This is a genomic window from Herbiconiux sp. FW305-C-125, from assembly GCF_058783455.1.
Genome location: NZ_JBYSYO010000008.1, coordinates 95950 through 121558 on the forward strand (window position 1 = coordinate 95950; position 25609 = coordinate 121558).

Here is a 25609-nt window from a genome sequence, read left to right on the forward strand (position 1 = left end):
CCACGGCGCGGCGCGGACGGGCGCCGCGCGGTTACGGGAGGATGCCGTCGAGCAGGGCGGTCGGCGTTCCGAAGCGGTGATTGGTCGCGCTGATGGCCTGCTCTTTGAGAAAGGGCAGCAGTTCGATGCGCCCGGCACGGGTGACCTCGTCGGCGTAGACGGCGACGTCGCAGCTGCCGCCGAGCGCCTCGGCGAGCGCGCGAGCGTCACCACCGATGAGGCGGATGCGCGGCACCACCCCGATGTACTCGGGGGCCCGTGCCAGCCAGGCGGTGTCGTTCTCGATCACCACGCGGACGGCCCGTTCTTTCAGGAGGGCCCGCAACGGCCTCGGCAGCTTCGCCGCGGAACTCACGATCACGCGGGACCGAGCGAGTGTGGCCGCAGCCAGCACACGCACGAGCTGGTGCAGTGGCTCACTTTCGGAGAGCCGGATGACGACGGGCACCGGCAAGTAGCGCAACACGTTCTTCTCGACGCCGAGTTCCGACTCGTCTCGCGGCGCGAACACCCTCTCCCAGGCCGACTGGTCGCTCTTCGCCCCTCGTCGCGCCACGTCGAAGTCGGTCCACTCCAGGCCCGCCGTTGCGGTGTCGAGCAGCTCGGCCACCCGTTCGTCGAGCCCGGCGAGACTCAGCCCCTCGCTCGGCTCTCCCGGTTCGTTGCGCCATGAACCGAGGTGCACCAGATAGTTCGGCCCACCGGCCTTCGCACCGGCACCGACCGACGACTTCTTCCAGCCACCGAACGGTTGCCGCCGCACGATGGCGCCGGTGATTCCGCGGTTGATGTAGACGTTGCCCGCCTGCACCCCGGCGAGCCATTGCTCGATCTCCGCCGGGTCGAGCGAGTGGATGCCCGCCGTGAGCCCGTAGGGCACCGCGTTCTGCAACTCGATCGCCTTCTCGAGCGTCGGTGCGTGCATGATTCCGAGCACCGGGGAGAAGTACTCGGTGAGATGGAACGGCGTGCCGGGCAGGACGCCCTCGCGAACCCCTGGCGACCACAGCCGCCCGGTCTCGTCGCGCGGCCGCGGCTCCACCAGCCACCGCTCCCCCACCCCGAGGGTCGTGAGAGCCTCGGCGGCCTTGCCTGCGGCCGGCTCGATCAACGGCCCCATCTGCGCGGCGGGGTCACTCGGGTACCCCACTCGCAACGAGGTCACTGCGTCGACCAGCTGTCGGGTGAACCGTTTCGACTGCGCGACCGACCCGACGAGGATCACGAGGCTGGCCGCTGAGCACTTCTGCCCGGCGTGACCGAACGCGCTCTTGACGACATCGGCGACGGCGAGATCGAGATCGGCACTCGGAGTGACGACGATGGCGTTCTTGCCGCTCGTCTCGGCCAGCAGGGGCAGGTCGGGTCGCCAGGAGCGGAACAGCTCGGCGGTCTCGTAGGCACCGGTGAGGATGAGCCGGTCGACACGCTCGTCTGACATCAGGCGCCGGCCGAGTTCCCCCTCTTCGACGTCGACGAGGCGCAGGGCGTCTCGAGGGATGCCGGCCTCCCAGAGCGCCTCGACCATCACGGCGGCCGAGCGCTTGGCCTGCGGGGCGGGCTTGATGATGACCGCGCTGCCCGCGGCGAGCGCCGCGAGCACCGAGCCGGCGGGGATCGCGACTGGGAAGTTCCAGGGCGGAGCCACCACGGTGAGCGCGGAGGGTTCGAAGACGGCTCCGTCGACCGCGTCGAGCTCCACAGCCGTCGTGGCGTAGTACTGGGCGAAGTCGACGGCCTCGCTCACCTCGGGATCGGCCTGGTCGATGGTCTTGCCCGTCTCGGCTGCCATCACCTCGATCAGGCGGTCGCGGTTCGCCTCGAGGGCGTAGCCGGCCCGGCGGATGAAGCCGGCCCGGTCGGCAGCCCCGCGGGCACCCCACGCGGCACCGGCGGCGACGGTGTGGGCGACGAGGTGTTCGAGATCGAGCGCATCGGTGACGCGCGCCTCGGCGATCGTGTCGAGACCGAGCGTCGACCCAGCGACCCGGGCCAGGATTCGCTCGCCCCAGACCCGGTTGGCCGCCAGCGAGGGGTCGGTGTCGGGTGCGTTGTGGAACGGGCCGGACGCCGGCTCCAGCTCGCCCAGCAGTCGGTCTTGCGTGCGGTTCGGCGGCGGCGCCGCCTCGGCGGATGCCTCGAACGCCTGCACTGCGGCGAGGAAGCGGTCGCGCTCCTTCGCGAACGCGGCCGGATCACCGGCGAGGTCGAACACCGACGACATGAAGTTCGCGTCGCTGGCGTTCTCTTCGAGGCGGCGCACCAGGTATCCGATGGCGACGTCGAACTCGGCGGGAGCCACCACGGGTGTGTAGAGCAGGAGATGTCCGACGGTCGCGCGCACCGCCTCAGCCTGCGTCGTCGCCATCCCGAGGAGCATTTCGAAATCGACCGCCTCCGACACTCCGCGCTGCTCAGCCAGGAGCCACGCCCAGGCCACGTCGAACAGGTTGTGCCCTGCCACTCCGATGCGCACCGCATCCACATGCTCGGGCCGCAGCGCCCAGTCGAGCACCCGCTTGTAGTTGGTGTCGGTCTCGAGCTTCGACCCGTAGGTGGCCAGGGGCCAGCCGTGCAGCGCTGCGTCGACGTGCTCCATGGCGAGGTTCGCGCCCTTCACGACCCGCACCTTGATGGGCGCGCCGCCACGTGACCGCCGTTCGGCGGCCCAGGCATGCAACCGCTGCAGCGCGGTCAGGGCATCGGGCAAGTAGGCCTGCAGCACGATCCCGGCCTCGAGTTGGAGGAACTCCGGTCGGTCGAGCACGCGTTGGAAGACGGCGATCGTGAGATCGAGATCGCGGTACTCCTCCATGTCGAGGTTCACGAACTTGGGGGCGGGGGCGCGTTGGGCACCTGCCGCCGGCTCGGGCGTGAGCGGCCCCTTCTGCGCCGCGATGCGGTACAGCGGCGCGAGACTCTCGGCGACGCGCTCGACCGTCTGCTCGAACGCCCACATCGAGAGGTTGCCGGCGACGGAGGACACCTTGACCGAGACGTAGTCGACATCGGGCCGCTGCAACAGCGCTTTGGTTCCCTCGAGCCGGTTGGCCGCCTCGGCGTCGCCGAGCACGGCCTCGCCCAGCAGGTTGATGTTCAGTCGCACGCCGTCGCGTCGCAACGCCCGAACGGCGGGGCCGAACTTCGCGGGCCGCGCATCGACCACTAGGTGGCCGACCATGCGTCTCAGCACGCGCCGGGCGATGGGGATGACGACACCGGGCACGACCTCGCCCAGCACCCCGCCGGCCGCGATCGCGGCGCGGAGCGGTGCCGGCAGGAAGCGCGGCGCCAGCTTCGCCAGCTTCTGCAGACTCTTGCCCGCGACGAAGAAGTCTTCGGGCCGCGCCACACCGTCGACGAAGCCCACCGTGAACGCGAGGCCGTTGGGGTCTTTGAGCACTCCGGCCAGGCGCTCGGCTGAGGGATCGACGGGAGAGTCTTTGCTCTCGTCGAGCCAGCGCCGCGCCAGGTCGACGGCTGCGCGAGCCAGATCGAGGGGCGCGGGCTGGGAGTCTGTGTCGTTCTGCTCAGCCATGTCTTCGAGGATAGGACGTTGGGTCGCAGGTTACGCTCAAGGCGTGCAGGCTGTGGATGAGTTCGACGTGGTGGTCATCGGTGGAGGACACAACGGACTCGTAGCCGCCTGTTACCTCGCGCACGCGGGTCGGCGCGTGTGCGTGCTCGAGCGCCTCGAGGAGCTGGGCGGCGCGGCCGTCTCGACGTATGCCTTCGACGGAATGGATGCCCGTCTCTCCCGCTACTCGTACCTGGTCAGCCTCCTGCCGCAGCGCATCGTCGAGGAGCTGGGGTTGCGCATCCGTCTGCTCCGCCGACGGTATTCCTCGTATACCCCGGTGCCCGGAGCAGACTCGGGCGGCGGACTGCTGATCGACAACGACGACCCGCAGCAGACTCGATCGTCGTTCGCGGCGATCGGCGCGGAGCCGGACGCCGACGCGTTCGCCCGGCTCTCCGCCGACCTGCGCCGCGTGGCGACCGCCCTGTGGCCCACTCTCACCGAGCCGCTGCCGACCCGAGGCGAAGCACGCCGGATGCTCGGTGACGACGCCCTCTGGAGCGCCGTGTTCGAGCGCCCGATCGGTGAGTTGATCGAGCAGCGCCTCCAGAACGATGTGGTGCGCGGGGTGGTGGCGACGGACGCGTTGATCTGCACCTTCGCCTCCGTGCACGACCCCGGGCTCAGGCAGAACATCTGCTTCCTCTACCACGTGATCGGAGGCGGCACGGGCGACTGGGACGTCCCGGTCGGCGGCATGGGCGCGGTCACCGGCGAGCTCGTGCGCGCGGCCCGTGAGGCCGGCGTCGAGTTCCGCACCGGGGCGGAAGTCGTCTCGCTCAGCCCCGAGGGAGTGGTGGAGTACCGGATGCGTGCCGGCGCGCCGAGCGGGTCAGCGCGTCCGCGTGCGCCCCGACGGGTGATCGGCGCGCGCGTACTGGCGAACGTGGCACCGGCCGTGCTCGACCGTCTTCTGGAGGCGGGTGGCGCGCCGAGCACGGTCGGCGCGCCTGGCGCACGCCCCGAGGGTGCTCAGGTCAAGGTGAATCTGCTCCTCCGGCGCCTGCCTCGCCTGCGCGACTCGTCTGTCGCGCCCGAAGCGGCGTTCGGCGGCACCTTTCACATCAACGAGTCGCTCACCCAGTTGGAGGAGGGCGTTCGAACGGCCGAACGAGGCGAGCTGCCGCAGCCGTTGCCGGCGGAGATCTATTGTCATTCGCTCACCGATCCGAGCATCCTCTCCCCCGCGCTGCAGGAGCAGGGCGCACACACCCTCACCGTCTTCGGGCTGCACACGCCGCATCGTCTCGGCGTCGACGCGGCGACCCTGGAACGGGCCGTGCTCGACTCGCTCAACAGTGTGCTCGCCGAGCCGATCGAACCGCTGCTGCTGACGGATGCGCACGGCCGTCCGTGCATCGAGACCAAGACGACGGCCGACCTCGAACGCACGTTGGGCATGCCGGGCGGCAACATCTTCCACGGACCGCTCGACTGGCCCTTCGTCGAGGACGACGCGCCGCGCGGCACGGCGGCGGAGCGCTGGGGTGTGGCGACGGAGCATCCGCGCATCCTGATCTGCGGGTCGGGTTCGCGGCGCGGGGGCGCCGTGTCGGGCCTCGGCGGCCACAGCGCGGCGATGGCGGTGCTCGAGGACGATCTCGATCGCTGATGAAACCGAACGTGCCTGACCGAGCCGCCGTCCGCCTCGCAGCGCGACAATAGGGACATGACGAACCCGGCGGCGCCCACGCGGCGCATGCTGCCCTTCGATCCCGCGCTCGTGCACCTGCGCGGAGCGGTCGCCGCAATGATCGCAGTGCTGCTGAGCTTCTGGTCGATGGTCGAGTTCTCGGGGTTCGCCCCCGTGGATGTCGACGCGATCGTGCTCAGCGTCGTGGTCGCGGTGATGCTGACCCGGCGCGACCTGGGCGACGACCTGCGTGAGCGGGCCGGTGACCTGGGCGTTCTCGCGGTGGCGACGGTGATCGCTGCGCTGGTGGGCATGCTGTCACACCAGGTGGAGTTCCTCGGCGAGACGGTATTCGTTCTCGCGCTGGGTGGGTTCGTGTGGGCGCGGCGCTTCGGCGCGCGAGCCGCGCGGCTCGGCACCATCGCGACCCTGCCGTTCATCGCCACCCTCGTCACCCCGCTCCCCCTTCCCGTGACGTCGGGCTTCACCCTCTGGGCGCTCGTCGCGATCGCGGTCGCGTTCGGGTGGACGAGCCTGGTGCAGTGGGTGCGGGCGCGGCCGGCCGACCGGCACACCGCCACGGCCGTCACCCGTCCCGCCGCGCATCCGGCGCTATCCGATTCCGGCGCGGATGCGCATCCGTCGCCCGCGCCTCGCGAATCGGCAACGCCGGCCGCGTCGGCGGGACGGCGTCGCATCGCGCCGAGCACCCGGATGGCAGTGCAGCTCGTCGTCGCGCTCGGAGCGGCATTCCTCGCGGGGCATATGCTCTTTCCCGATCATCTGGTCTGGCCCGTCATCACCGCGTTCATCGTGTGTGCGGGGAATCGGGGGCGAGGCGATGTCGTGCACAAGGGTGTCCTCCGCGTAGCGGGCGCACTCGCCGGGACCCTCCTGGCGTCGCTGATCACCGGCATCACCCTCCCGGGCGGTGCGCTCGCGATCACCCTCATCTTCGTGGCGCTCACGCTCGCCCTGTGGCTTCGTCCAGTGAGCTACGCCTATTGGGCGGCCGGCGTCACCGCAGCACTCGCCCTGCTCTACGGCTACTTCGGGCAGACCGGCCCGGGAGTTCTCGAGAGCCGACTGCTCGGTGTGCTCGTGGGCGGCGTGCTGGGGGTCGCGGCGTCGTGGTTCATCCTCCCGGTGCGCACGACGGATGTGCTGCGCCCCCGCTCGGGTGCTGCCCTCCGCGCCCTTGCCGCCTACACCGCCGCTGTGCGTGAGGGCAGTTCCGCCTCCAAACTGGACGAGCGACGGCACGCCGCCGAGCGCGCCATCGCCCAGGTGGCGGAGGCGGCGGGTGCCCCGCGCGCCCTCGAGCGAGTCCGCACCGCACTCGTCGCCTCGCGGTGGACACCGCGCATCGTGCACGCGTGGGCAAGCGCACGCCGCGTCCCCTCCGCTGACCTCGCCGCCCTCGTCGCGGCCGCGGGGCCCGAGCTCGATGCGCTCGCACGAGCCGTTGCATCCGGCGCCGACGGACGTGACTCGCTGACCGCCCTCGGTCGCCGGATGCGCTCTCTCCGCGCCGCCCTCGAAGAGCTCCGCCACCCCGCCGCCTAGCCCCGGGGCCCTCTCGCAAGCGCACCACGGCGACACTTCAGTCCACAGGAGTCACACCCAGTTCTCGCACGGTCTCTGTCAGCGCACAGCGTCCCATGGGGAGCAGCGACCACCGCCCATCTCCGAAGAGTGAGATGGCGATCGGTTTCTCGATGCCCGCAACGGTCATGATCATGGCCGCGTGCGGGTACACGGCCCAGTGTCGGCCGAGCGTCACGGTCAGCGCCGCCAGAGGAATGGAGACGATCGGGTGTTCTTGTTCTGCAGCCCGCCAGATCTCAAAGGCTCCGTCACGAAGGGTTACCACCGGCATGAATGAGATTGCGTATCCATCGACCGTGCGGAGTTGATCGAGGCCGTTGTCGACGTTTCCCAATACGAGGAACGCCCTGGAACCGGTCAAGGTCGCGACTCTCCTGGCCTTTCCCTTGAGCACGTGGATTGCAATCAAGCCGAGCGCGAGAAACGGCACGCAGAACGCAGCGGCCAGCAGCAAACTTCGAGCCAGGCCGCCACTGCCACTGATCTTGGACAGTGCCAGCGCGATCCACGCAGCTATGCCGAGCAGTGACGCCACGAACGGGGCCGGCGAGTTCCATCCAGATTTTCGCGAGTGCATCAGTCGGCGCCTGCGCCTATCACCAAGTGGACGGCGGAGGGTCTGACGCTCGTCGTTCGAGAGTCCTCGCTACCTCAGAGACCTGCCTGTGAGAGAGTCGCTTGAACGTCAATCGACCCGGTAAGCCATGCAGACCGAAGTCGACGGGAGTCGTTTCACCGCTCAACCAGAGACGCAAGCCGAGTGCCGTGTGCGTTGACAAGTCGACCATCTCCGCCGAAGCACTCACGACGTCTTGGCGCATCAGAATGACGGCTGGCGGCATCTTCGCGTTCGACCACGCCAGCAATTGATCCTCACTCACGGCCATCGCCCAGAACCGGTGATCGCTGTCGCTGGTCATCGAAGTGAGGCGGCGAAGCTTACGGGTAGTTTCGACGATGAACATTGAGCTGTGTGGATGGGACGCGGCTGCCCAGACGACCAAGTCGCTCGCACGCGCTGCCACACGTGCTGCGTAGAACGACATCAATGCGGGCGTCAGGGCCAGCACCACCGCCATGCTGCCGAAGGTGACCCACGGGGATATCCCAAGCAGACTTCCCTGATGCGCCAAGTTCGGGAGTACCAGGATCACGACAATGAGAGGCATAGCTGCGCTGAGCAGCCGTCGTGACCGTCGCCTTAGCATCGACACGCCCACCCCGCTGCTCCGAACGCGATCGCTCTGATGGACCTACATGACGTGGATAGTTCACTGGTCACGTGCCTCATCGCCGGGTCCCGTACTTCTGTCTGCGTCAATATGAGAATTACTCGCCATGGTATTAGGCGCCTCCGAGGCTCCGGGACACGGGTCTGGCCCGGATGTGCCGTCGGGTCGAAGCCATGCACCTGTGGGGATTCCGGACGAAGGTATCTCGAAGGAGGTGGCCTGGTACGAACCCGGCTTCCCGGCTGGCCCGTCGACGACCAAGGCGATCTCCTTCATTCCTTCCACTGATGGCATTCCCGGCGCGCGGAACCTTTCATCAGAGAGGTCGAGAATCCCGGACGGTCCGAGGTCAATTGGTTCCCCCGGAACCAGGTCAACATCGCGAAGCTCGTCGTCTGCCTTGCGATAGCTGAGCGATACATTGACGACGTCGGTGGGCTCGCACATGAGAACCAGAACCGAACCGCTTGGCGACATCCTCAATGCCATCGGGCTGTCACCGAAGTCATCACATCCCGAAAGGAGCACGGCGCACGCCGCGAAAACGCACGCGAGCGCTACTCCGCGTGCTCCTACCTTGCCCATGAGCAGTCCCGGTTGTAGGTCGAGTTCGTGACGGGCCCAGCCTGCTGTTCGAAACGATTGTCGCAGCTGGCCATACCCTGGATGAGGTAGCTGGGAGAGAAGAACGCGCCGTTCTGGGCCCATTGCACAGAATGCTCAGCTTCATGATTGAGGAAATCGGGACGTAGCTGACTTGGGGAGGATCCGGTCAGAATGGTGTCGCCCAGAGTCAGACCGTTTCCAGGTCCGACGGCCTTCACGCCCGTGCAGAGAAGATTGCCAGTCTTCGCATAGATGCCGCAGGTCCCACCGCTGTAGTTGGAGATAGCGAGCCCAAATAAGGTCGGAATGGCATTCATGAAGGAGCGCAGTCCAATTCCGACGCTGCGCGAGAGACTTCCGCCACTCGGGCCCGTGATGGTGTGAACGCTACCGCGTGATTGCCGGTTTACGCCCTGGCCGTAGCCCCAGTGATTGTCGTAGGGGCCGAGGGCACGCCGGCCGTCGAGGTCGAAGGCGTTGATGGGGTCGGTGGGGTAGTTGTAGGCGCTGGTGTTGCCGCCCTCGACGGGGTCGAGGGCGAGGAAGCGGCCGAGGGACGGGGAGTACATCCGCGCACCCATCTCGATGGTCGCGATGGCGGCGGCGTGTTCGTAGAACTTTCCCTTCGAACCGACCCAACCAGGATCGAAGTTGCCGGGCTGTGTGTCAGGAACAGCCTGGTTGGCCGTCTGGGAACCGATGACCATTGTGGCGAGGTCGATGGGTTGACCAAAGGGATCGAACAGCGCGAAGCCGGTTTGCGTACCGGTCTCGTCTGCCGTGTAGGTGATGTCACCGTGCAGGTTCGGGTAGCTCCACACCCCGGTGGTGAGTGTTGCATCACGAGAGACCGTCACGCCACCCGGGAGGGAGAGCGTGATCTTCGTGACCGCAAACGGACCCGCAGGGGAGGCGGCCTCGAGCACGAGTGGCCCGGAGTAGCGAACCGTGTTCATTACAGCGGCCCCGAGCAACTCGGTGCGCTGCACGATCGCACCCGTCGCATCACGCACGTAGGTGACCGTGATCTTTGAGGAGCCTGTGCCGACCGTGGTCTGGGTATGTCGGTCGCTGGCATCGTAGGTGAACGTCTGGTCGCCGAGCTTCGTCACGTTGCCGTGGGAGTCGTAGCTGACTGTACCCGCGGCGAGGCTGACCGCCGGACGGATCATCGTGGGCGGCGCTGCCGCGGTGCCGGTCACGGACTCGGTGCTCCCGGTCAGGCGATCGTCAGCGTCGTAGCAATATCGGGTCACGTATTGCAGCCCCTTACCGCCGGTCGGAACATCGGTGAAGGAGGTGCGATTGCCGTTCGCGGCTGCGGCCACGCCGGTGCCGCACGTGTTCGTGGGCGCGAAGCCATAGGTCAGGGTGTGGCCGGGCACAGTGGCGGTGGTCAAGCGGCCAGCCGAGTCATAGCTGTACCTGTAGGTGAATGCGCTCGAGGCGTTCGTGATCGCGGCCTGCAGCACGCGACCTGACTGCGACAGCACGGATGCGTCACCGACCGTGCCGCCAGCCCCCACGAACTGCCACTGCGAACCGGCCGCGCGACCAGCCGCGTCGTACATGACCGAGGACAAGGACGTGCCATTCGAGTAGGTCACCGACGTCAGCCGGCCTGCGGCGTCGAAGCTCGGCTGAGCCAGGACGGTGGTGCCGCCTCCCGACGTGTCGGTGATCGACTTCACGTGGCCATCCTTGAAGTACGTATAGGCGAGCGAGTACCCGGTACCCGCGGCAGGAGTCGTCGTCGCGGTCACGACCTGACCGAGGAGGTTGTAGGTCGTGGCGCTCACCGTTCCCCACACGTCCGTCGAGGACACGATCCGGCCGAGAAGGTCGCGTGTTGTGGTGATCGATCCGGTGTCGTCCTTCACCGACGAGACGAGCGGATTGGTGACCGTCACTCCCCGAACCACCTGTTCCGCGGAGTAGGTGTACGTGATGGTGTGATCGACGTACCCGGCCTTGTACGTGTCGTATGTGCTCGTCACCTCGCCGCGCGAGTTGTAGGTCGTGCACGATGTGCCGCTGTCACCGTCGGTCTTGTGCGCCACCGCCCTGCCCATCAGGTCGTAGCCATAGGTGGTACTGACGTTCGCGGACACTCCCACGGTCGCGTCGGCATTGCTGCTGCGATGAGTCTTCACAGCGCCGTACTGTGGCGTGCCACCGTCGACCGAGCAGAGCCCGATGCCAGCCGTCCCGAGTGTCTCGCCCGTTGCGTAGTAGCGGGTTTCGGTTGTCGACTGTGCCGCACCGGACTTCACGGCTGCCGGTGAAAAGTTCTGGGCTGGCCGGTTCGCGCCGTCATACGTCGCGCGGGACTCGAGCCTCGATCCGGTTGGATCGGTGGTCGTACTGGCCGTGAGCCCCAGCCAGGGGCTGGGCCCATAGCTCGTCGCGGTTGCCAGCGACGGCACCTGGGCGTCGCTCAATCCCGCCACGACCGGCGCACTGTCGAATGTGGTCGTGCCAGTGGTCAGTCCATAGTCAGGATGCAACCACGACCCTGGGATGGGCGCGAACGTGCCCGTCGACCCGTTACCGGCCACCCAATTCAGCTGCAGTTTCGCCGTCGACGTGCTGTCGACGTATTCGACCGTGATCGGCACCGTCAGCCGGGTCGCATCGACGTGGATCGTGCCCTTGTTCGTGGGGTGCACCCCGCTGATCACGAAGTTGTCGATCAGCAGACGCCGATCCACCACCAACCGCATGCCGTCGTCGACGCTGCCCTGGAAGGTGTAATCCCCCGCGCTCGGCAAGGTGATCGTTCCGGTTAGGCGAACGCTCCAATGGTCCGCGTTCACGCCGGTCGCTGGCACTGAGGTACCCCAGTCCCGATCCACCGCACCCGGATCGCTGCTGCCGATTCCGAGGCCATACGCCACCGGAGCTCCGGCAAGTCCTTCGGTGTTGTAATACGTCGCGGCTAGTCCGGCCAAGCCGTCATCGTAGGACGTCGACGTCCGCGCTACCGGGATGCTGCAGGCGATCGGCAGCCGCGTCACCGCATCGAAGCAGGACGCAGCGGCCGGACCGTAGACGTCGGTCACCCGATCGACAGAGTTGTATACGGTCACCGTCTTCAAGCCCGCCGCATCCGTAGAGGACAAGACCAGGTCCTTTTCCGGGTCCCACTGACGGCTCGTAGTTCGCCCCGTCGCAGCGTCCTCTGTGACAGTGGTATCGGTCAGCCACCGAAGGGACGAGTCGTAGGTCACCTTACGTGCCTTGCCGTTCGTCGCAGTCGACGCTGTCGTGTCGAGGCCTTCGACGCTGACGTACGACACCCGCCTGGTTGCATCGTAAGTGTAGGAGTGGCTCGGGCGAGTCGCCATGTCGACTCCACCAGGAGCCGGCAGGGTGACTGACTTCACCCGGTCATCCGGGCCGTAGTTCGCAAGGCCGGCTTCCTCGTACGTGATCGTCGTCGCGGATGCATCGGATCCGGTTCCCCCGCTGGGGATGTGGACATTGAACTCCCAGTCATTCGCCGCGTAATCGCGGATCAACGACATGCGGCCGAGAGCGTCGTACCCGAACGTAGTCGACTTGCTCCCCGGATCGGTGATCAGCGCGATCTGACCGGCGCTGTTGTAGGAGATGCGCGTCGTGTCGTCGCCCCCGACGACATGGCCGGGATAGATGATCATGCACAGCTTGTCCGGAGGGGCCGGCGCGTAGCCGGCGCCGGTGGGGGTGCGACATGCTTTTCCTGACACGGGGTCTTTGTCGGATGCCGGCAGCCCGACGTCGGCGGGCAGGTCGGCGCCGTACACGAATCGCACCTCGCGCGCATACACCGGCGGGGAGGCGCCGTTCGACGACGACGCATCCGAGACGCGGTCCAGTCGTCCAACCCCGACGCGGTACTCTCCCGTTCCACCCCGGTACCCCACAATCGGTGCGACCGGCTTCCGCACATCCAGCGCGCTCGATGTCGCCTCCAACAATCCGGCCACATTGAACCGATATGTCGTCCCGGTGTCGTCCGCCAACGTCACGCGGGGCCTCGCGGGGTTGACACTCGTGTCGAGGGACACGGTCACTGATCCGTACTCCCCCTTGGGCGCGAGGTACGAGTTGTCGCCCTGCTTGGTGTACGTGTGAACTTTGCCTGACGAGTCCGTGATCGTCACCGAAGACGTTTCCACCTGCGCGTGCGAGTACGCCGTTCCCGCGCCAGCGATCGGCGTCGACGCCGACCATCCCGACGGCAGGATTTCCGGCGACCTGGTGAACCAACTGCTCGGCACGATCACGCGTGTGTCGTCTGACGCGCCCTTCTGCTTCGCGAAGAGCGTGATGTGAGCAGCACCGATCTTCTCGCGATAGTCCGTCACGAACTCATACGGAGTGTCCTTCGTAGCCACGATGTCCGAACTCCATGCCAGCGAATTGATGGCCGGATCAGTCCAGCGATCGAGTTGCATGGTGGATGCTCCGCCGACGCGGATGCGGTACCCATCATCAGAGACTGCTCCGAGAACCCAGGTTCCTGAACTCGGAAAGCGGATGAAGCCCTTCCACGACACCAGGAAGTCGTCGGCGGGGACGCCGGATGCCGGGGCGGCGGTGCCCCAGTCGGCCGTCGGCGCTCCCTCCGATCGCACCAGCACCGGACCCTTGGTCTTCGTGCCGAACGCCCCATCCCGGGACGCGCTGTCGTCGTAGTAGTACGCGGTGAGGCCGGTGTTCGATGGCTTCTGCGAGTTGTAGCTGAACGACATGCCCATGGGCCCACCCGCCGTCGCCACAATTGGTGACGCGAAATTGAGTGCCAGGTTACCGTTGGCGAGGTTCACCGTGGCAGGGCCTGCGGAGTCGTGAGGTGACGGGCTCGAGGCGCCGAGTCGCAGGTCGACTCTGAACGCGTTGGTGAAAATCGGGCCGTAATCGCCGCGATCGTCACGAGTGGAGACACTCCATTTGTAGGAGCCACCGTCTTGCACCGTCCCGACGGGAAGTGTCCACGAAGACCCGCCGATCCAGCCGCTCGTCGCGACGGTACCCGTCATGGAGTCCGATCCGGTCGCCACCCGGAACTGATACTGCACTGGCGCTCCGATCTGCGAGACGACCGATCCCACCGTGAGCGTCGGCGTGAGGCTCGATACCGTCGCGTTGTCGGCTGGGGACCAGGTGTCCCGCGCCGGCATGGCGGCCGCGTCGGTCACGAATGACAGGATGGATGTGTTGCGTTTCGTGCCGAACCCATTGACGCCATCGAAGCCGTCTTTGACGTACTCCACCCAGTAGTAGCGGGTGTTCGGCTGCAGGGCATTCGGGGGCAGCGTGTAGTGCCCCTCACCGATCCAGCCACTGTCGACATTCCAGGTGGCCAGTGGGTTGGGATTGGTGCCGAGATGGAACGCGTAGAAGAGACCCCCGCCACCCGGGTCGGTCTGACCGGTGATGGTCAACGTGGGATTGAGTTTGGTTCGCGCCTCGTCGTTCGGTGGGGTGGATGACGTTCCGGCCCCCGGAAAGTCCTTCCAGGCGACGCCCAGGGTCGTCTCCAGGTGCTGGTAGCTGAACTCCCCTGGTTCTTCCTCGCCCGCGATGAGGAAGTAGTTGCCGCTGGAGTTCGCTCGCACCCACCCTCCGATGGTGCTCGCAACTCCGCTGCCCGTCGTGTTGCCACCGGCCGAATCGACCTGCATCACGTCGACCAACGACCCGACGCCGTGGTAGCTGAAGGCGGTGGCCGTATAGATCGCGGCTTGATGTCGTCCGTCGTCGCCATCGCCGTAGATGCCGCTGACACCGATCTGCGCGTTCAGCACCTGCTTGCCGAAGAACTGCTCGTAGTCGTAATGCAGCACCGTGCGCCAATAGCCGCCGTTGTTGGAATTGCCGATCTGCACGCCTGAATCGATGTTGCTCAGGCCGTTCGACTTGTAGCTGTGCACATCGTGATTGCCGGCATAGCTCTCCATCGTCGGGTCGACGAGTACCGGGTAGACGCGGGATGGACTGTTCAACCACGACCGGTCGACGCTGACAGCGATGATCCATCGCTCGCCGCGGTGCAGCACCGAAGTGTGCGCGCCGATCGACGCATCGCCGCGCTCGCCATCGTCCTTCGATGCGCTGTCGTAGGCGATGGCCGGCGGCATCTCGAACACGATCGCCCCGTCCGCGTCGGTGAACCTGACGGCGCCCATGGCGTCCTTCGTGGGCGTGAGCCCGTCGGTGTCGAGGCTCCACGACCACGAGACCACGCCGTCATCGCCAGGCGCCGACCTCAGGCGCAGGTTCTCTTTCACTCCGCCGTTCGTGACGTCGTACACCAGATCGGTGTTCTCGAAGACATCCCGGTACTCGACGTGACTGCGAGCATCGGGCCCGTCGCCGGCGCCCTTGTCGATGCCGCTCGCCCGCGCGCCGTCGAGACGGAGGCCGACGGTGTGGTCACCGCTCGACACCTCGAGCACGCGTGGCTCACCCGCGTTCTCGGCGAATCGTGGCTCGAGCGGGTGCCGCTTCACCTCCCCGCCGCCGAGTCCCAGCCACGACCAGGGGCCGGTGCTCTGCACATTCGTCTCGATCGGCACCCAACGACCGTCGTCATCGACCACGTTCATCGGCTCGCTCGACGTCTCGGTGTAGTGGACACCATCGGGCAACGCGTAGGTCTGGTCGTATTCCGACCGCTCGACGATGTCGGAGTCCGACAGGGAGTCGGGATCGATGGCGCCTACGCCGGCCTCAGGGCTGAGATCTGCCGGCGGGAGCGGTGCAGGGACCGATTCGTTGCCGAGGTCGTCGAAGTCCCCGCTCGGCAGCGCGCCGTCTGGGAGAACCGGATCGTCGGTGAATTCGGGAGCGGGCGCCGCCGTGATGTCTGCCGGTGACGGGCCAGATGGATCGGGTTCAGTCTCAGCGCTCGCGGGCACCGCGACGCCCCCGACCAGGGTGGCGACGACGATCCAGCCGGCGACGGCGAACATGGTTGCCGTGTTGCGACGGCGGCGAGCAAGGAACACCCGAGACACCCCAAGTCAGTCGCGAGATCGCTCTCGCGTGGTCGGAACTCCCCCGAGTGCCGCCCGACGACCATAGCTGATTAATCGTCAGGTAATCAATCGCGATGCTTTCCCTGTGGAATACCCGCGGTCGACGCGCTTGTTGTGCTGAAGAGGATGGGTGATCGTCAGCACATCCCGATCGGAGCAACCGTGTCCTTCACCCGCGAAACCGTCCGCCACCCGATGGCGGTGCGCCACCTCCGCGTCGCGCGGGTCACCCCGCTCACGCCGACGCTGACGCGGGTGACCCTCAGCGGCGACGAGCTCGCCGGGTTCGCGAGCGCCGGGCCCGCCGACCACGTGAAGGTGTTCTTCCCCGACCCCGCCACGGGCATCTTGAGCGCACCCGAGTTGAAGCCCGACGGCATCCGTCGCCCGGAGTCCGGCGTCGTGATCTCCCGCGACTACACCCCGAGGGCGTTCCGGCCGGCCGGCACCGGCCCGGACGGTGCGCCCGAGCTGGACATCGACTTCGTGCTGCACGGCCCCGAGGGGCCCGCCTCGGCGTGGGCCGCGAGCGCCGCGCCGGGCGACGAGCTGGTGATCGCGGGCCCGCGAGGGTCACGCCTGGTTCCGGGGGGAATCGCGCGGGCGGTGCTCCTGGCTGACGAGACCGCGCTGCCCGCCCTCGCCCGCTGGCTGGAGCTGCTGCCGCCCGACGTCGAGATCACGGCTCTCGCCGACGTTGCCGACGCATCCGTTCCGCCCTACCTCCCGAATGAACTGCGCCTGCGCGCCGACATCGTCTGGCTCTACCGGGAGAACGGCCCCGATCAGCTGGTCGCGGCGCTACGCGGACTCGGCGCGCCCGACGACGAGACGTTCGTCTTCGGGGCGGGCGAGGCGAGCATGCTCGTCCCCGTCCGCCGGTACCTCCGTCGCGAACTCGGCCTGCCCGCCGCCCAGGTCGCGCTCAGCGGCTACTGGAGGCGCGGCGTCGCGAACCTCGACCACCATGCGCCGCTCGACCCGAGCGACCCCGACTGACCGGAGCCCAGGGCTACGCCCATACGCTCGGCGCGGCCGCCTTGCTCGGCGGGAGCTGCGCATCCACGCCCCACGCCGGCAGCCACGGCGGCATGCGTCCGTCATCGGGCGCTGGCCCTGCGATCTCGCGCAGCTCGTCGACGGTCACGATCCCGCCCGAGCGCTTGAGGAAACGGGCTCGGATGTACGCTCGCGCGAAGATCTCGCCGCCCACCACGAACCGCTGCTCCACATACATCGCCTTGGCGTCGTAGCCGAGTACGCGCGTCTGCACGTCGAAGCGCTGCCAGAGTTCGAGCGAGCGCCGGAAGCTGATCGTCTCCGACACGACCACCGGATACCAGCCGCGCTGCCTGAGCACCGACCACATGCCGCTGCGCTGCATCAGGTCGATGCGCGCGATGTCGAGGATGGAGAGGTACACCCCGTTGTTCATGTGCCGCAGCACGTCGAGGTCGGTGGGCAGCACGCGGAACGGCGTCGACCCGACGTCCCACACCCCGAGCGGGGAACGGAAGCGCGCGCGCAGCGATTTCAGCAGGGTCCGGAAGAAGAAATGCACGAAGCCGATGGTAGAGAAACGCTCACGGGAGCGGCAGGCGCGTTGTGGATCTCTACAACGGCGGATGCTCCCGGTCGGGGCGGCGCGCATCCGCGGCGACTAAAATCGCCGGATGCCCATCCCGAAGATCATCCTCTACTACGTCTTCGCGCCGGTGCCCGACCCGGCGGCCGTGCGGCTCTGGCAGCGCGATCTGGGTGAGGCCTTGGGGCTGCGCGGGCGCATCCTGATCTCGGCCGACGGCATCAACGGCACCCTCGGCGGCGAGCTCGACGCCCTCAAACGGTACGTGCGCAAGACGCGCGAGTTCGGCCCGTTCGCCGAACTCGACGTGAAGTGGAGCGACGGTACCGCGCTCGAGCCGGCGCCGGCATCGAAGCACACGCCCTACCGCCCGAGCACCGACTTCCCGCGGCTCAGCGTCAAGGTGCGCGAGGAGATCGTGAGCTTCGGCGCCCCGGGCGAGCTGCAGGTCGACGCGCGCGGGGTGAAGGGCGGCGGCACGAAGTTGCAGCCGCAGGAGTTGCACGAACTGGTCGCCGCTCAAGGCGACGCGGTGGTGTTCTTCGACGGCCGCAACGCGTTCGAGGCCGAGATCGGCCGGTTCGCCGGCGCGGTGGTTCCGGATGTCGCCACCACCCGCGACTTCGTCGCCGAGCTCGACAGCGGCAAGTACGACCATCTGAAGTCAGCGCCGGTGGTCACGTACTGCACGGGCGGTATCCGTTGTGAGGTGCTCTCCTCGCTCATGACCGCGCGAGGCTTCACCGAGGTGTATCAACTCGACGGCGGCATCGTTCGGTACGGCGAGACCTTCGGCGACCGCGGACTCTGGCAGGGCTCGCTGTACGTGTTCGACGGTCGCGGATCGGTGACGTTCAGCCCCGACGCCGCGGTGATCGGGCGCTGCGTCCGCTGCGGTGGATCGTCGTCGCGCATGCAGAACTGCGCGGATCCGGCCTGCCGCGCGCAGCTCGTCGTGTGCGCCGAGTGCGCCGACCACTCCTCCACAATCGGGTGCGCCGAGCACGCCGTCCACTAGTTCGTGCTGGGCGGGTCCAGCGCGGCCGCCACGTCGTATGCTCGCCCCATGACCAGCCACGACAGCCCCTCCTTCGACCCCGACATCAGCCATCCGAGCCATGAGCTCATCCACGACCGGGCGGATGCTCTGCTCGCCCTGCACAAGGCACCCGAGATCCTCACGGTGGTGAATGTGTGGGATGTCGCGAGCGCGACCGTCGTCGCCGATCTTCCCGAGACGAAGGCGCTGGCCACGGCCAGCCACGCCATCGCGGCGAGCTACGGTTACGAAGACGGCGAGCGCATCCCGCTCGACCTGATTATCGAGGCAGTGGGCCGCATCGCGCTCTCCACCTCGCTGCCCGTGAGCGCCGACCTCGAAGGCGGCTACGGTGACGCCGGGGAGACCGTGCGGAGGGCGATCGGGGTCGGTGTGGTGGGCGCCAACATCGAAGATCAGATGCGGCCGCACATACAGTCGGTGGAGAACGTGGCCGAGGTGATGAAGGCGGCCGAGGCCGAGGGCGTCCGGTTCGTGCTGAATGCCCGCACCGACGCGCTGCTACGACGCGGCGATCGCCCGCTCGACGAGGCGATCGACGACGCCATCGAGCGCGGGCGCGCCTACCTCGACGCCGGGGCCGCCTGCGTCTTCGTGCCCGGACTCATCGACCGGCCGACCGCCGAGCGGCTGGTGGAGGGGATCGGGGTGCGCAAGGTCAGCGTGATCGGGGTGCCGGGGTCGCTGCCACCGGCGGAGTACGAGCGGCTAGGCATCGCGCGCATCTCCTACGGGCCCTGGCCGCAGCGGGTGGCACTCCAGGCGCTGCAGGAGTCGGCGCTGACGCTCTATGCCGGCGGGGCGCTACCGGAGGGCACCCAACCGCTCACCTGACGAGCACTCGTGGCGGGCGCCAGGCCGAGCGGATGGCTCGGAGCCGCCGGCGATTCGGGCGCGCCGTGCGGAAGGCGGCGGCGCGGCTCAGGTGAGGGCGACGCGGCGGGCGCTTCGACGCTCGAGCCGTGCGGCCCGGCGCTCGACGGCGCGCCGGTGGCAGAATCGCCGGGCCTCGGTGCCCGAGAGCGCCAGCAGCACGAGCACGTCGAAGGAGAGCCCGACGAGGTTGGTCTGGAGCGTGATCTGGGGGCCGCCGTTGGCGAAGTCGAGGGCGGTGACCACGACGGCGGCCGCGCTGATGCTCATACCGGTGAACCGCGCCCAGTTGTGGCCGTGATAGATGAGGAAGGCGAGCACCGAGTAGACCGCGCTGATGAGCAGAGCCCCGGTCACGAAGAGTGCGACCACCACCGATTCGAGGTAGCGGGCATCCGCCGGCGTCAGGGCCCCGGTCACGGTGCGGAAGTCGAGTTCGCCGTCGCCTACCGAGAACGCCACCACCGCTGCAGCACCGAGCGCCGAGAGCACGCGGAGCACCATGAGGAGCACTCCGAGGTAGATGGGAGCAGGGCGTTTGCGGCCGGCGATCGGCGACTCCGAGAACACCGCCGACGGGGTGGGCGCCACCGCGCGTTCGACGTGCGCGGGGCGGTCGTCGTCGGCCGTCCAGGTGTCGATGCGCCGGAGGTCGACCACGGGTAGGTCGCCGTCGGTGACGATGGCATCGCCGCCGCCGTTGACGTGGTGGTACCCGGTCGAGAAGTTGCGGATGAGCTTCACCTTGGCCCGCTCGTTGCCCTCGACGAGCGTGGTCACGATGTGGTCGCGCTCCTTGTCGGTCTCCTTGTCGATACGGTGGGTCACCTGCAGCGTGAAGAACGAGATGCCGATGCTGCGGTCGTAAGTGCCCGCTGCGAGCCAGTCGGCCTGGTGACCGCCCGGCAGCAGCCAGCCGCGCGGGCAGCGCCAGAAGCGCACGTGGTGCCGCTTCGCCGGGTTGCCCGAGACCTCCTGCTGGTAGGTGAAGTCCTGCACGTTGCCGAAAAGGTACAGGCGGGAGACGGGCGCTCCTGGGTAGCTTCGCCGCAGCAGCGTGCCGCGCACGGTGCGGAGGGCCGAGGTGAGCCCCATGTCGTCGGCCTGGTGCCAGCCGGCCCGGGTCATCGCCTCGTGGATCTGCTCCTCGGTGCCTCGCAGCGCGATGTTGATCGGGTCGCCGAGCAAGCCCTCGCGGGTCTTCGCCCGCCCGATGAAATAGTCCGGAACGTAGAAGAGAGTGAGGATGCTGTGCACGCGTGGCAACAGCAGATACGCGACGACCAGCCAGAACACCACCAGGAACCAGAGCTGCTGCCAGCCCTTGGCGAACGACTCCGTGGCCACCAGGAAGGCGAGCCAGGCGGCCGAGACGGTCCCGAAGAAGAAGAACGCGCTGTCGGCGACGAGCCCGACCGAGCCGCGGAAGGTGCGTCGCCGGATGTGCTCGACGAGGCCGGCCTCCTCCAGTTCGTCGGTCGACAACTGCGAGGTGTCGCGCGCGTTGAACTCGGCGTCGCTCGGCAAGATCTCGGAGGATTCGGCCGGTCCGCCGGTGGCGCCTTCTGCCATCCAGACCCGTCCTTTCGGTCAGACGGATTCTCTCAGCATTCCCTGAAATCTGTGACAACCGTCGACCGCCACCCTAGGCTGGACGGGCAGCGACGACCGCACTTCTCTCTCACCGGACACCGACAGGACAACATCGATGCCCACCGGCGTACCCATCGAATTCGCCCGACTCACCAAATCCTTCGGCACCGTCGACGCCGTCTCCGACCTCACCTTCACCGTCGAACCGGGCCAGGTGACGGGCTTCCTCGGCCCGAACGGGGCCGGCAAGACCACCACGCTGCGCATGCTCCTCGGCCTGGTGCAGCCCTCCTCGGGCAGCGCCACCTTCGGGGGCACCCCGTACCACCGTCTCGCGTCCCCGCTCGCCACCGTCGGCGCTTCGCTCGAAGCGGCGAGCTTCCACCCCGGCCGGTCGGCGCGCAACCATCTGGCCGTCTACGCCCAGGCGGCAGGCTTGCCCAAGACGGCGCCGGATGCGGCACTCGAGAAGGTGGGCCTCGCCGACTACGGCGCGCGCCGGGTCGGCGGCTACTCCCTGGGCATGCGGCAACGCCTCGGCCTCGCGTTCGCCCTCCTCGGCGACCCCGGTGTGCTCGTGCTCGACGAGCCGATCAACGGCCTCGACCCCGAGGGCATCAAGTGGATCCGCCTGCTCCTGCGGGCCATGGCGGCGGAAGGCCGCACGGTGCTGATCAGCTCGCACCTGCTGAGCGAGGTGCAGCAGACGGTCGACGACGTGATCATCATCTCGCACGGCAAGCTCGTGCACCGGGGCGAGCTCTCGAGCCTCGACGTCTCCGACTCGAAGCAGGTGCAGGTGAACGCCGACGATCGAGACCGGCTGGCCGAGGTCATCCGCGCTGCCGGGTTCACGGTCTCGAACCTCCGGTCGGGCATCCTGGTCGACAACGCCGAGGCCGCCGAGATCGGCCGACTCGCCTTCGACGCCGGCATCCCGGTGACGGCCCTCTCACAGAAACGCACCGGTCTCGAGGAATCGTTCCTCACCCTGGTCGGCGAGGAGGGATCGCTGTGAGCTTCTTCGCCGCCGTGCACGCCGAGATCACCAAACTGCTGAGCACCCGCTTGTGGTGGGTGCTCGCGCTCATCATGGTCGGCTACGTCGCCCTCTGCGCCGGCGGGCTGGCCGCCATCTTCGGCGGCTTCGGCACGACGAGCGGCCGCGGTCCGGTGATTCCGGATGCGCAGCTCCCCCTGCTCATCTTCAGCTTCGCCACCTCGGTGGGCTATGTGTTCCCCGTGCTCCTCGGCGCATTGTCGGTGACGAGCGAGTTCCGGTTCCAGTCCCTGACCCCCACCTTCCTCGCCACGCCGCGCCGCCAGACGGTGCTGGGCGCCAAGCTGCTGACGTTGTTCGTCGCGGGCGGCGGGTTCGGCGTCATCGCCCTGGTGGCGTCGATCGGAGCCGGCGCGGCCGTGCTTGCCGCCTTCGGCATCGACCCCCTGCTCGGCGAGCCCGGCACCTGGGCTTTCATCGGCCGGTCGGTGCTCGCCATGGCGCTGTGGGCCGCCATCGGCGTCGGGCTCGGTGCGCTCGTGCCGAGCCAGATCGCCGCGATCGTGATCGTGCTGGCCTTCACCCAGTTCGTCGAACCGCTGCTCCGGTTCGGTGCGAGCATCACCGACTGGTCGGCGCAGCTCGGCCAGTTCCTGCCGGGATCGGCGAGCGACGCGCTCGTGGGGGCGAGCATCTACACAGCCATGTCGCCCAGCTCGGTCGCGCTCGAATGGTGGCAGGGTGGACTCGTGCTCGCCGCCATCGCGGCGGTGGCCACGGTGATCGGCTACTTCACGAGCTGGCGCCGCGACGTCTCCTGACCGAGCGGCCCGGCCCGGCGTCGCCAGGCGGTAGGCGGTAGGCGGTAGGCGACAGGCAGTAGGCGGCAACACGGACAACACACGAAGCACGCGGGAGGTGCCATGGCCAGGGCCATCGTGGTGACCGAGAAGGGCGAGCCGGGACGGCTGCTCGACATCGACGAGACGGAGTTCTTCGAGAACACCGGGGGCGAGCATCCGGTCGACGTCGACGTGCTCTACTCCAGCCTCAACTACAAAGACGGCCTCGCGCTCACGGGCCGCCCCGGCGTGCTGCGGGAGTGGCCACTCGTGCCGGGCATCGACATCGTGGGCCGGGTCACCGCATCCGCGTCGCCGCGATTCACGCCGGGCGACCTCGTGGTGCTGAACGGCGACGGCATCGGCGAGACCCGCCACGGCGGCTTCGCGACGAAGGCGCGGGTGCGGCCGGATGCGCTGGTGCCATTGCCGAGCAGCATCTCGCCCGAGCGGGCGGCCGCGATCGGCACGGCCGGGTTCACGGCGATGATCGCGGTGCTCGCGCTGCAAGACGCGGGGGTGCTGCCCGAGTCGGGCGAGGTGCTCGTGACGGGCGCGGCCGGCGGTGTGGGGTCGGTGGCGATCGCGCTGCTCGCGGGCCGGGGGTACACCGTCGTCGCCTCCACCGGGCGGGTGGAGGAACAGGGCGAGTACCTCCGCGGCCTCGGAGCGGCGCGCGTGATCGACCGCGGGCCGCTCGGGGAGCCGGGCAAGCCGCTGCAGAGCCAGAGCTGGGCGGGCGCGATCGATTCCGTCGGCAGCCACACGCTCGCGAACATCCTCGCGCAGACGAACTACGGCGGCACGGTGGTCGCCTGCGGCCTCGCCCAGGGCGGAGACCTGCCCACGTCGGTGATGCCGTTCATCCTGCGCGCGGTCACGCTGACGGGGGCGAACTCGGTCGAGGCGCCGCTCCCGCTGCGCGAACGGGCCTGGGCCGATCTCGCCGCCGAACTCGACCTCGAGGCGCTCGACCGCCTCACCACCACGATCGGGCTCAGCGACACGCTCGAGTGGGCCGACCGCATCCTCGCGGGCCAGGTGCGCGGTCGCACCGTCGTCGACCTCTACCGCTGACGACCTCGCGAGCGCCCACGGGTCGCGAGGGGTCAGTCGATGATCTCGGTGCCCTCGAGCGGCGGCAGACGAAGGGCGCGCAACAGCTCGATCGAGTGCGCCGTGGTGACGATGATGCGCGAGAACTCCTGCCCCTCGAGGTCGATCACGACCGAGGTGCGGGTGCCCTTCACCAGCAGGAAGTCTTTGCCGTCGTGGAACTTCCAGGTGCCGACGGCGAGGGTGAGCGGGATGGCCGCGCCCGGCGCCCGGATGCCGCGCACCCACACCCACGGGTCGTCGGTCAACGCGGCCGAGCGGATGCTCTCGAGCGGCACCACGATGTCGGTGCGGCGGAACGACAGCAGCTTCTCGGCGCGGGTCAGACGGATCTCGAGACGATCGGTGTGGACGAAGAGGACGGCCATGGATCTAGTCTGCCGTGGTCCGGCTGAAGAACAGCAGCATTTCGGCGCGGACGATATATAACGATTCGGGAATCAACGCCGGGACCAGCCGATCCTGATCAGACGCCGGGCCGCGCGGCCGCCGCAGCGGCAGCGGCAGCCGGGAGCGCCGCCAGGACGCGGTCGATCGCCGCCTCGTCGTGCGCGGCCGATACGAACCACGCCTCGTACACCGAGGGCGGCAGCGAGACCCCCGCGTCGAGCATGGCGTGGAAGAACGGGCCGTACCGGAACGCCTCCTGCGCCTGCACCGCGGCGTAGTCGTGGGGCGCGCGGTCGGAGCCGAAGGTGAAGCTGAAGAGGTTGCCCGCCCGCTGCACGCTGTGGGCGACTCCGGCGGCGGCCAGAGCCTCCGACACCGCGGTGGAGATGGTGGCGGCGGTGGCGTCGAGAGCGGCGTAGACCCGGGCATCCGCGAGCCGGAGGGTGGTGAGACCCGCGGCCACGGCGATCGGGTTCCCCGAGAGGGTGCCGGCCTGGTAGACCGGGCCGAGCGGGGCGAGGTGATCCATGACGTCGGCGCGGCCACCGAGCGCGGCCAGGGGCATCCCGCCGCCGACGACCTTGCCGAAGGTGACGAGGTCGGGAACGTAGGCGGGCACTTCGACCGGGCCCGGCGCATCCAGGTGCAGCTCGGCGACCGGGCTGCCCGCGTTCTCGAGGCCCCACCAGCCGGCGGGCCCGACGCGGAAGCCGGTCAGCACCTCGTCGACGATGAGCAGGGCGCCGTGCGCGTGCGCGATGTCGGCGAGCGCGGCGTTGAAACCCGGGGCGGGCGGAATCACGCCCATGTTGGCGGGCGCGGCCTCCACGATGATCGCGGCGATGTCTCGGCCTCGCTCGGCGAACACGGCGCGCACGGCGTCGAGGTCGTTGTAGGGGAGTACGACCGTGAGAGCGGCGACCTCGGCCGGCACGCCCGCGGAGGCGGGGAGGGCGAGCGTGGCGAGCCCGGAGCCAGCCTCGGCCAGCAGCGAGTCCGAGTGCCCGTGGTAGTGGCCGGCGAACTTGATCAGCACGTCGCGCCCGGTGACACCGCGCGCGAGCCGGATGGCGGTCATCGTCGCCTCGGTGCCGGTGGAGACCAGGCGGAGCTTCTCGATCGGATGCACGCCGCCGGCCTCCACCCGCGCCCGCACCAGCTCGGCCAGATCGGTCTCGGCGGGAGTGGTGGCGCCGAAGGAGAGACCGCGCGACGCGGCATCCTGCACCGCTGCGACGACCTCCGGATGCGCGTGCCCGAGGATGGCCGGCCCCCACGAGCTCACCAGGTCGACGTACTCCGTGCCCTCGGAGTCGGTGACGTACGGCCCCCGCGCCGACACGAGGAAGCGCGGGGTGCCGCCCACCGAGCGGAAGGCCCGCACGGGCGAGTTGACACCGCCGGGGATGGAGCGCTGGGCGCGGGCGAACTGCTCGGCGTTGCCGGCGTGGCTCAACACCGCG

General features: G+C 68.4%; 15 protein-coding genes. 8 read left to right on the forward strand and 7 right to left on the reverse strand.

Going from position 1 to position 25609, the window contains the following annotated elements; genetic code table 11:
* Positions 1-31: 31 nt before the first annotated feature.
* Positions 32-3538 carry a proline dehydrogenase family protein gene (locus tag AC3WLB_RS18080; protein ID WP_492508363.1) on the reverse strand — a complete coding sequence of 1169 codons (3507 nt, stop codon included), beginning with the start codon at positions 3536-3538 and terminating at the stop codon, positions 32-34.
* Between AC3WLB_RS18080 and AC3WLB_RS18085 the strand changes: the two genes are divergently transcribed.
* Entirely contained in the window at positions 3537-5192 is a 1656-nt protein-coding gene (locus AC3WLB_RS18085) for a phytoene desaturase family protein (protein WP_492508364.1), read from the forward strand. The two genes, AC3WLB_RS18080 and AC3WLB_RS18085, sit on opposite strands and share 2 nt — an antisense overlap.
* 57 nt (positions 5193-5249) lie before the next feature.
* Positions 5250-6779, forward strand: a complete 1530-nt coding sequence (locus AC3WLB_RS18090) for an FUSC family protein (protein ID WP_492508365.1) — start codon at positions 5250-5252, stop codon at positions 6777-6779.
* A 37-nt stretch (positions 6780-6816) separates the two neighbouring features.
* Here the strand turns inward: AC3WLB_RS18090 and AC3WLB_RS18095 are convergent, their stop codons facing one another.
* The gene (locus AC3WLB_RS18095) at positions 6817-7356 is read right to left on the reverse strand and encodes a hypothetical protein (RefSeq protein WP_492508367.1); all 540 of its coding nucleotides are present in this window, start codon (positions 7354-7356) and stop codon (positions 6817-6819) included.
* A gap of 1269 nt (positions 7357-8625) precedes the next feature.
* Complete coding sequence (locus AC3WLB_RS18100) at positions 8626-15621, reverse strand: PA14 domain-containing protein (RefSeq protein WP_492508369.1); 6996 nt, start codon at positions 15619-15621, stop codon at positions 8626-8628.
* A 228-nt stretch (positions 15622-15849) separates the two neighbouring features.
* Between AC3WLB_RS18100 and AC3WLB_RS18105 the strand changes: the two genes are divergently transcribed.
* A complete protein-coding gene (locus tag AC3WLB_RS18105; protein ID WP_492508371.1) occupies positions 15850-16686 on the forward strand; it encodes a siderophore-interacting protein in 837 nt (278 codons plus the stop codon).
* A gap of 13 nt (positions 16687-16699) precedes the next feature.
* On the opposite strand, the gene AC3WLB_RS18110 is transcribed toward AC3WLB_RS18105, so the two are convergent.
* Complete coding sequence (locus AC3WLB_RS18110) at positions 16700-17248, reverse strand: acyl-CoA thioesterase (RefSeq protein WP_492508373.1); 549 nt, start codon at positions 17246-17248, stop codon at positions 16700-16702.
* Positions 17249-17360: 112 nt separating this feature from the next.
* Here AC3WLB_RS18110 and trhO point away from each other — a divergent pair, with 112 nt between their 5' ends.
* A complete protein-coding gene (gene trhO, locus AC3WLB_RS18115) occupies positions 17361-18290 on the forward strand; it encodes an oxygen-dependent tRNA uridine(34) hydroxylase TrhO (protein ID WP_492508375.1) in 930 nt (309 codons plus the stop codon).
* A 48-nt stretch (positions 18291-18338) separates the two neighbouring features.
* Entirely contained in the window at positions 18339-19166 is an 828-nt protein-coding gene (locus AC3WLB_RS18120) for an isocitrate lyase/PEP mutase family protein (protein ID WP_492508377.1), read from the forward strand.
* An 87-nt stretch (positions 19167-19253) separates the two neighbouring features.
* On the opposite strand, the gene AC3WLB_RS18125 is transcribed toward AC3WLB_RS18120, so the two are convergent.
* Entirely contained in the window at positions 19254-20777 is a 1524-nt protein-coding gene (locus tag AC3WLB_RS18125; protein WP_492508379.1) for an LssY C-terminal domain-containing protein, read from the reverse strand.
* A 136-nt stretch (positions 20778-20913) separates the two neighbouring features.
* Here AC3WLB_RS18125 and AC3WLB_RS18130 point away from each other — a divergent pair, with 136 nt between their 5' ends.
* From AC3WLB_RS18130 to AC3WLB_RS18140, 3 genes are all read left to right on the forward strand, one after another.
* On the forward strand, positions 20914-21816 hold the full coding sequence (locus AC3WLB_RS18130) for an ATP-binding cassette domain-containing protein (RefSeq protein WP_492508381.1): 903 nt from the start codon (positions 20914-20916) through the stop codon (positions 21814-21816).
* Positions 21813-22619: an ABC transporter permease gene (locus AC3WLB_RS18135; RefSeq protein ID WP_492508383.1), complete on the forward strand. Its 807-nt coding sequence runs from the start codon at positions 21813-21815 to the stop codon at positions 22617-22619. The genes AC3WLB_RS18130 and AC3WLB_RS18135 overlap by 4 nt, the downstream gene beginning before the upstream one ends.
* Positions 22620-22721: 102 nt before the next feature.
* Positions 22722-23717 (forward strand): MDR family oxidoreductase, encoded by a 996-nt coding sequence (locus tag AC3WLB_RS18140; protein ID WP_492508385.1) that lies wholly within the window; start codon positions 22722-22724, stop codon positions 23715-23717.
* A gap of 32 nt (positions 23718-23749) precedes the next feature.
* On the opposite strand, the gene AC3WLB_RS18145 is transcribed toward AC3WLB_RS18140, so the two are convergent.
* A complete protein-coding gene (locus AC3WLB_RS18145; protein WP_022896054.1) occupies positions 23750-24124 on the reverse strand; it encodes a hypothetical protein in 375 nt (124 codons plus the stop codon).
* 98 nt (positions 24125-24222) lie between these two features.
* Positions 24223-25602, reverse strand: a complete 1380-nt coding sequence (hemL, locus tag AC3WLB_RS18150) for a glutamate-1-semialdehyde 2,1-aminomutase (protein WP_492508515.1) — start codon at positions 25600-25602, stop codon at positions 24223-24225.
* Between the last annotated feature and the right edge of the window lie 7 nt (positions 25603-25609).

Excerpts from the sequence above, each read along its gene's own strand:
- AC3WLB_RS18085 (WP_492508364.1), top strand. The coding sequence starts at position 3,537 with ATGTCTTCGAGGATAGGACGTTGGGTCGCAGGTTACGCTCAAGGCGTG.
- AC3WLB_RS18080 (WP_492508363.1), bottom strand. The coding sequence starts at position 3,538 with ATGGCTGAGCAGAACGACACAGACTCCCAGCCCGCGCCCCTCGATCTG.
- AC3WLB_RS18090 (WP_492508365.1), top strand. The coding sequence starts at position 5,250 with ATGACGAACCCGGCGGCGCCCACGCGGCGCATGCTGCCCTTCGATCCC.
- AC3WLB_RS18100 (WP_492508369.1), bottom strand. The coding sequence starts at position 15,621 with ATGTTCGCCGTCGCCGGCTGGATCGTCGTCGCCACCCTGGTCGGGGGC.
- trhO (WP_492508375.1), top strand. The coding sequence starts at position 17,361 with ATGCCCATCCCGAAGATCATCCTCTACTACGTCTTCGCGCCGGTGCCC.
- AC3WLB_RS18120 (WP_492508377.1), top strand. The coding sequence starts at position 18,339 with ATGACCAGCCACGACAGCCCCTCCTTCGACCCCGACATCAGCCATCCG.
- AC3WLB_RS18125 (WP_492508379.1), bottom strand. The coding sequence starts at position 20,777 with ATGGCAGAAGGCGCCACCGGCGGACCGGCCGAATCCTCCGAGATCTTG.
- AC3WLB_RS18130 (WP_492508381.1), top strand. The coding sequence starts at position 20,914 with ATGCCCACCGGCGTACCCATCGAATTCGCCCGACTCACCAAATCCTTC.
- AC3WLB_RS18140 (WP_492508385.1), top strand. The coding sequence starts at position 22,722 with ATGGCCAGGGCCATCGTGGTGACCGAGAAGGGCGAGCCGGGACGGCTG.
- AC3WLB_RS18145 (WP_022896054.1), bottom strand. The coding sequence starts at position 24,124 with ATGGCCGTCCTCTTCGTCCACACCGATCGTCTCGAGATCCGTCTGACC.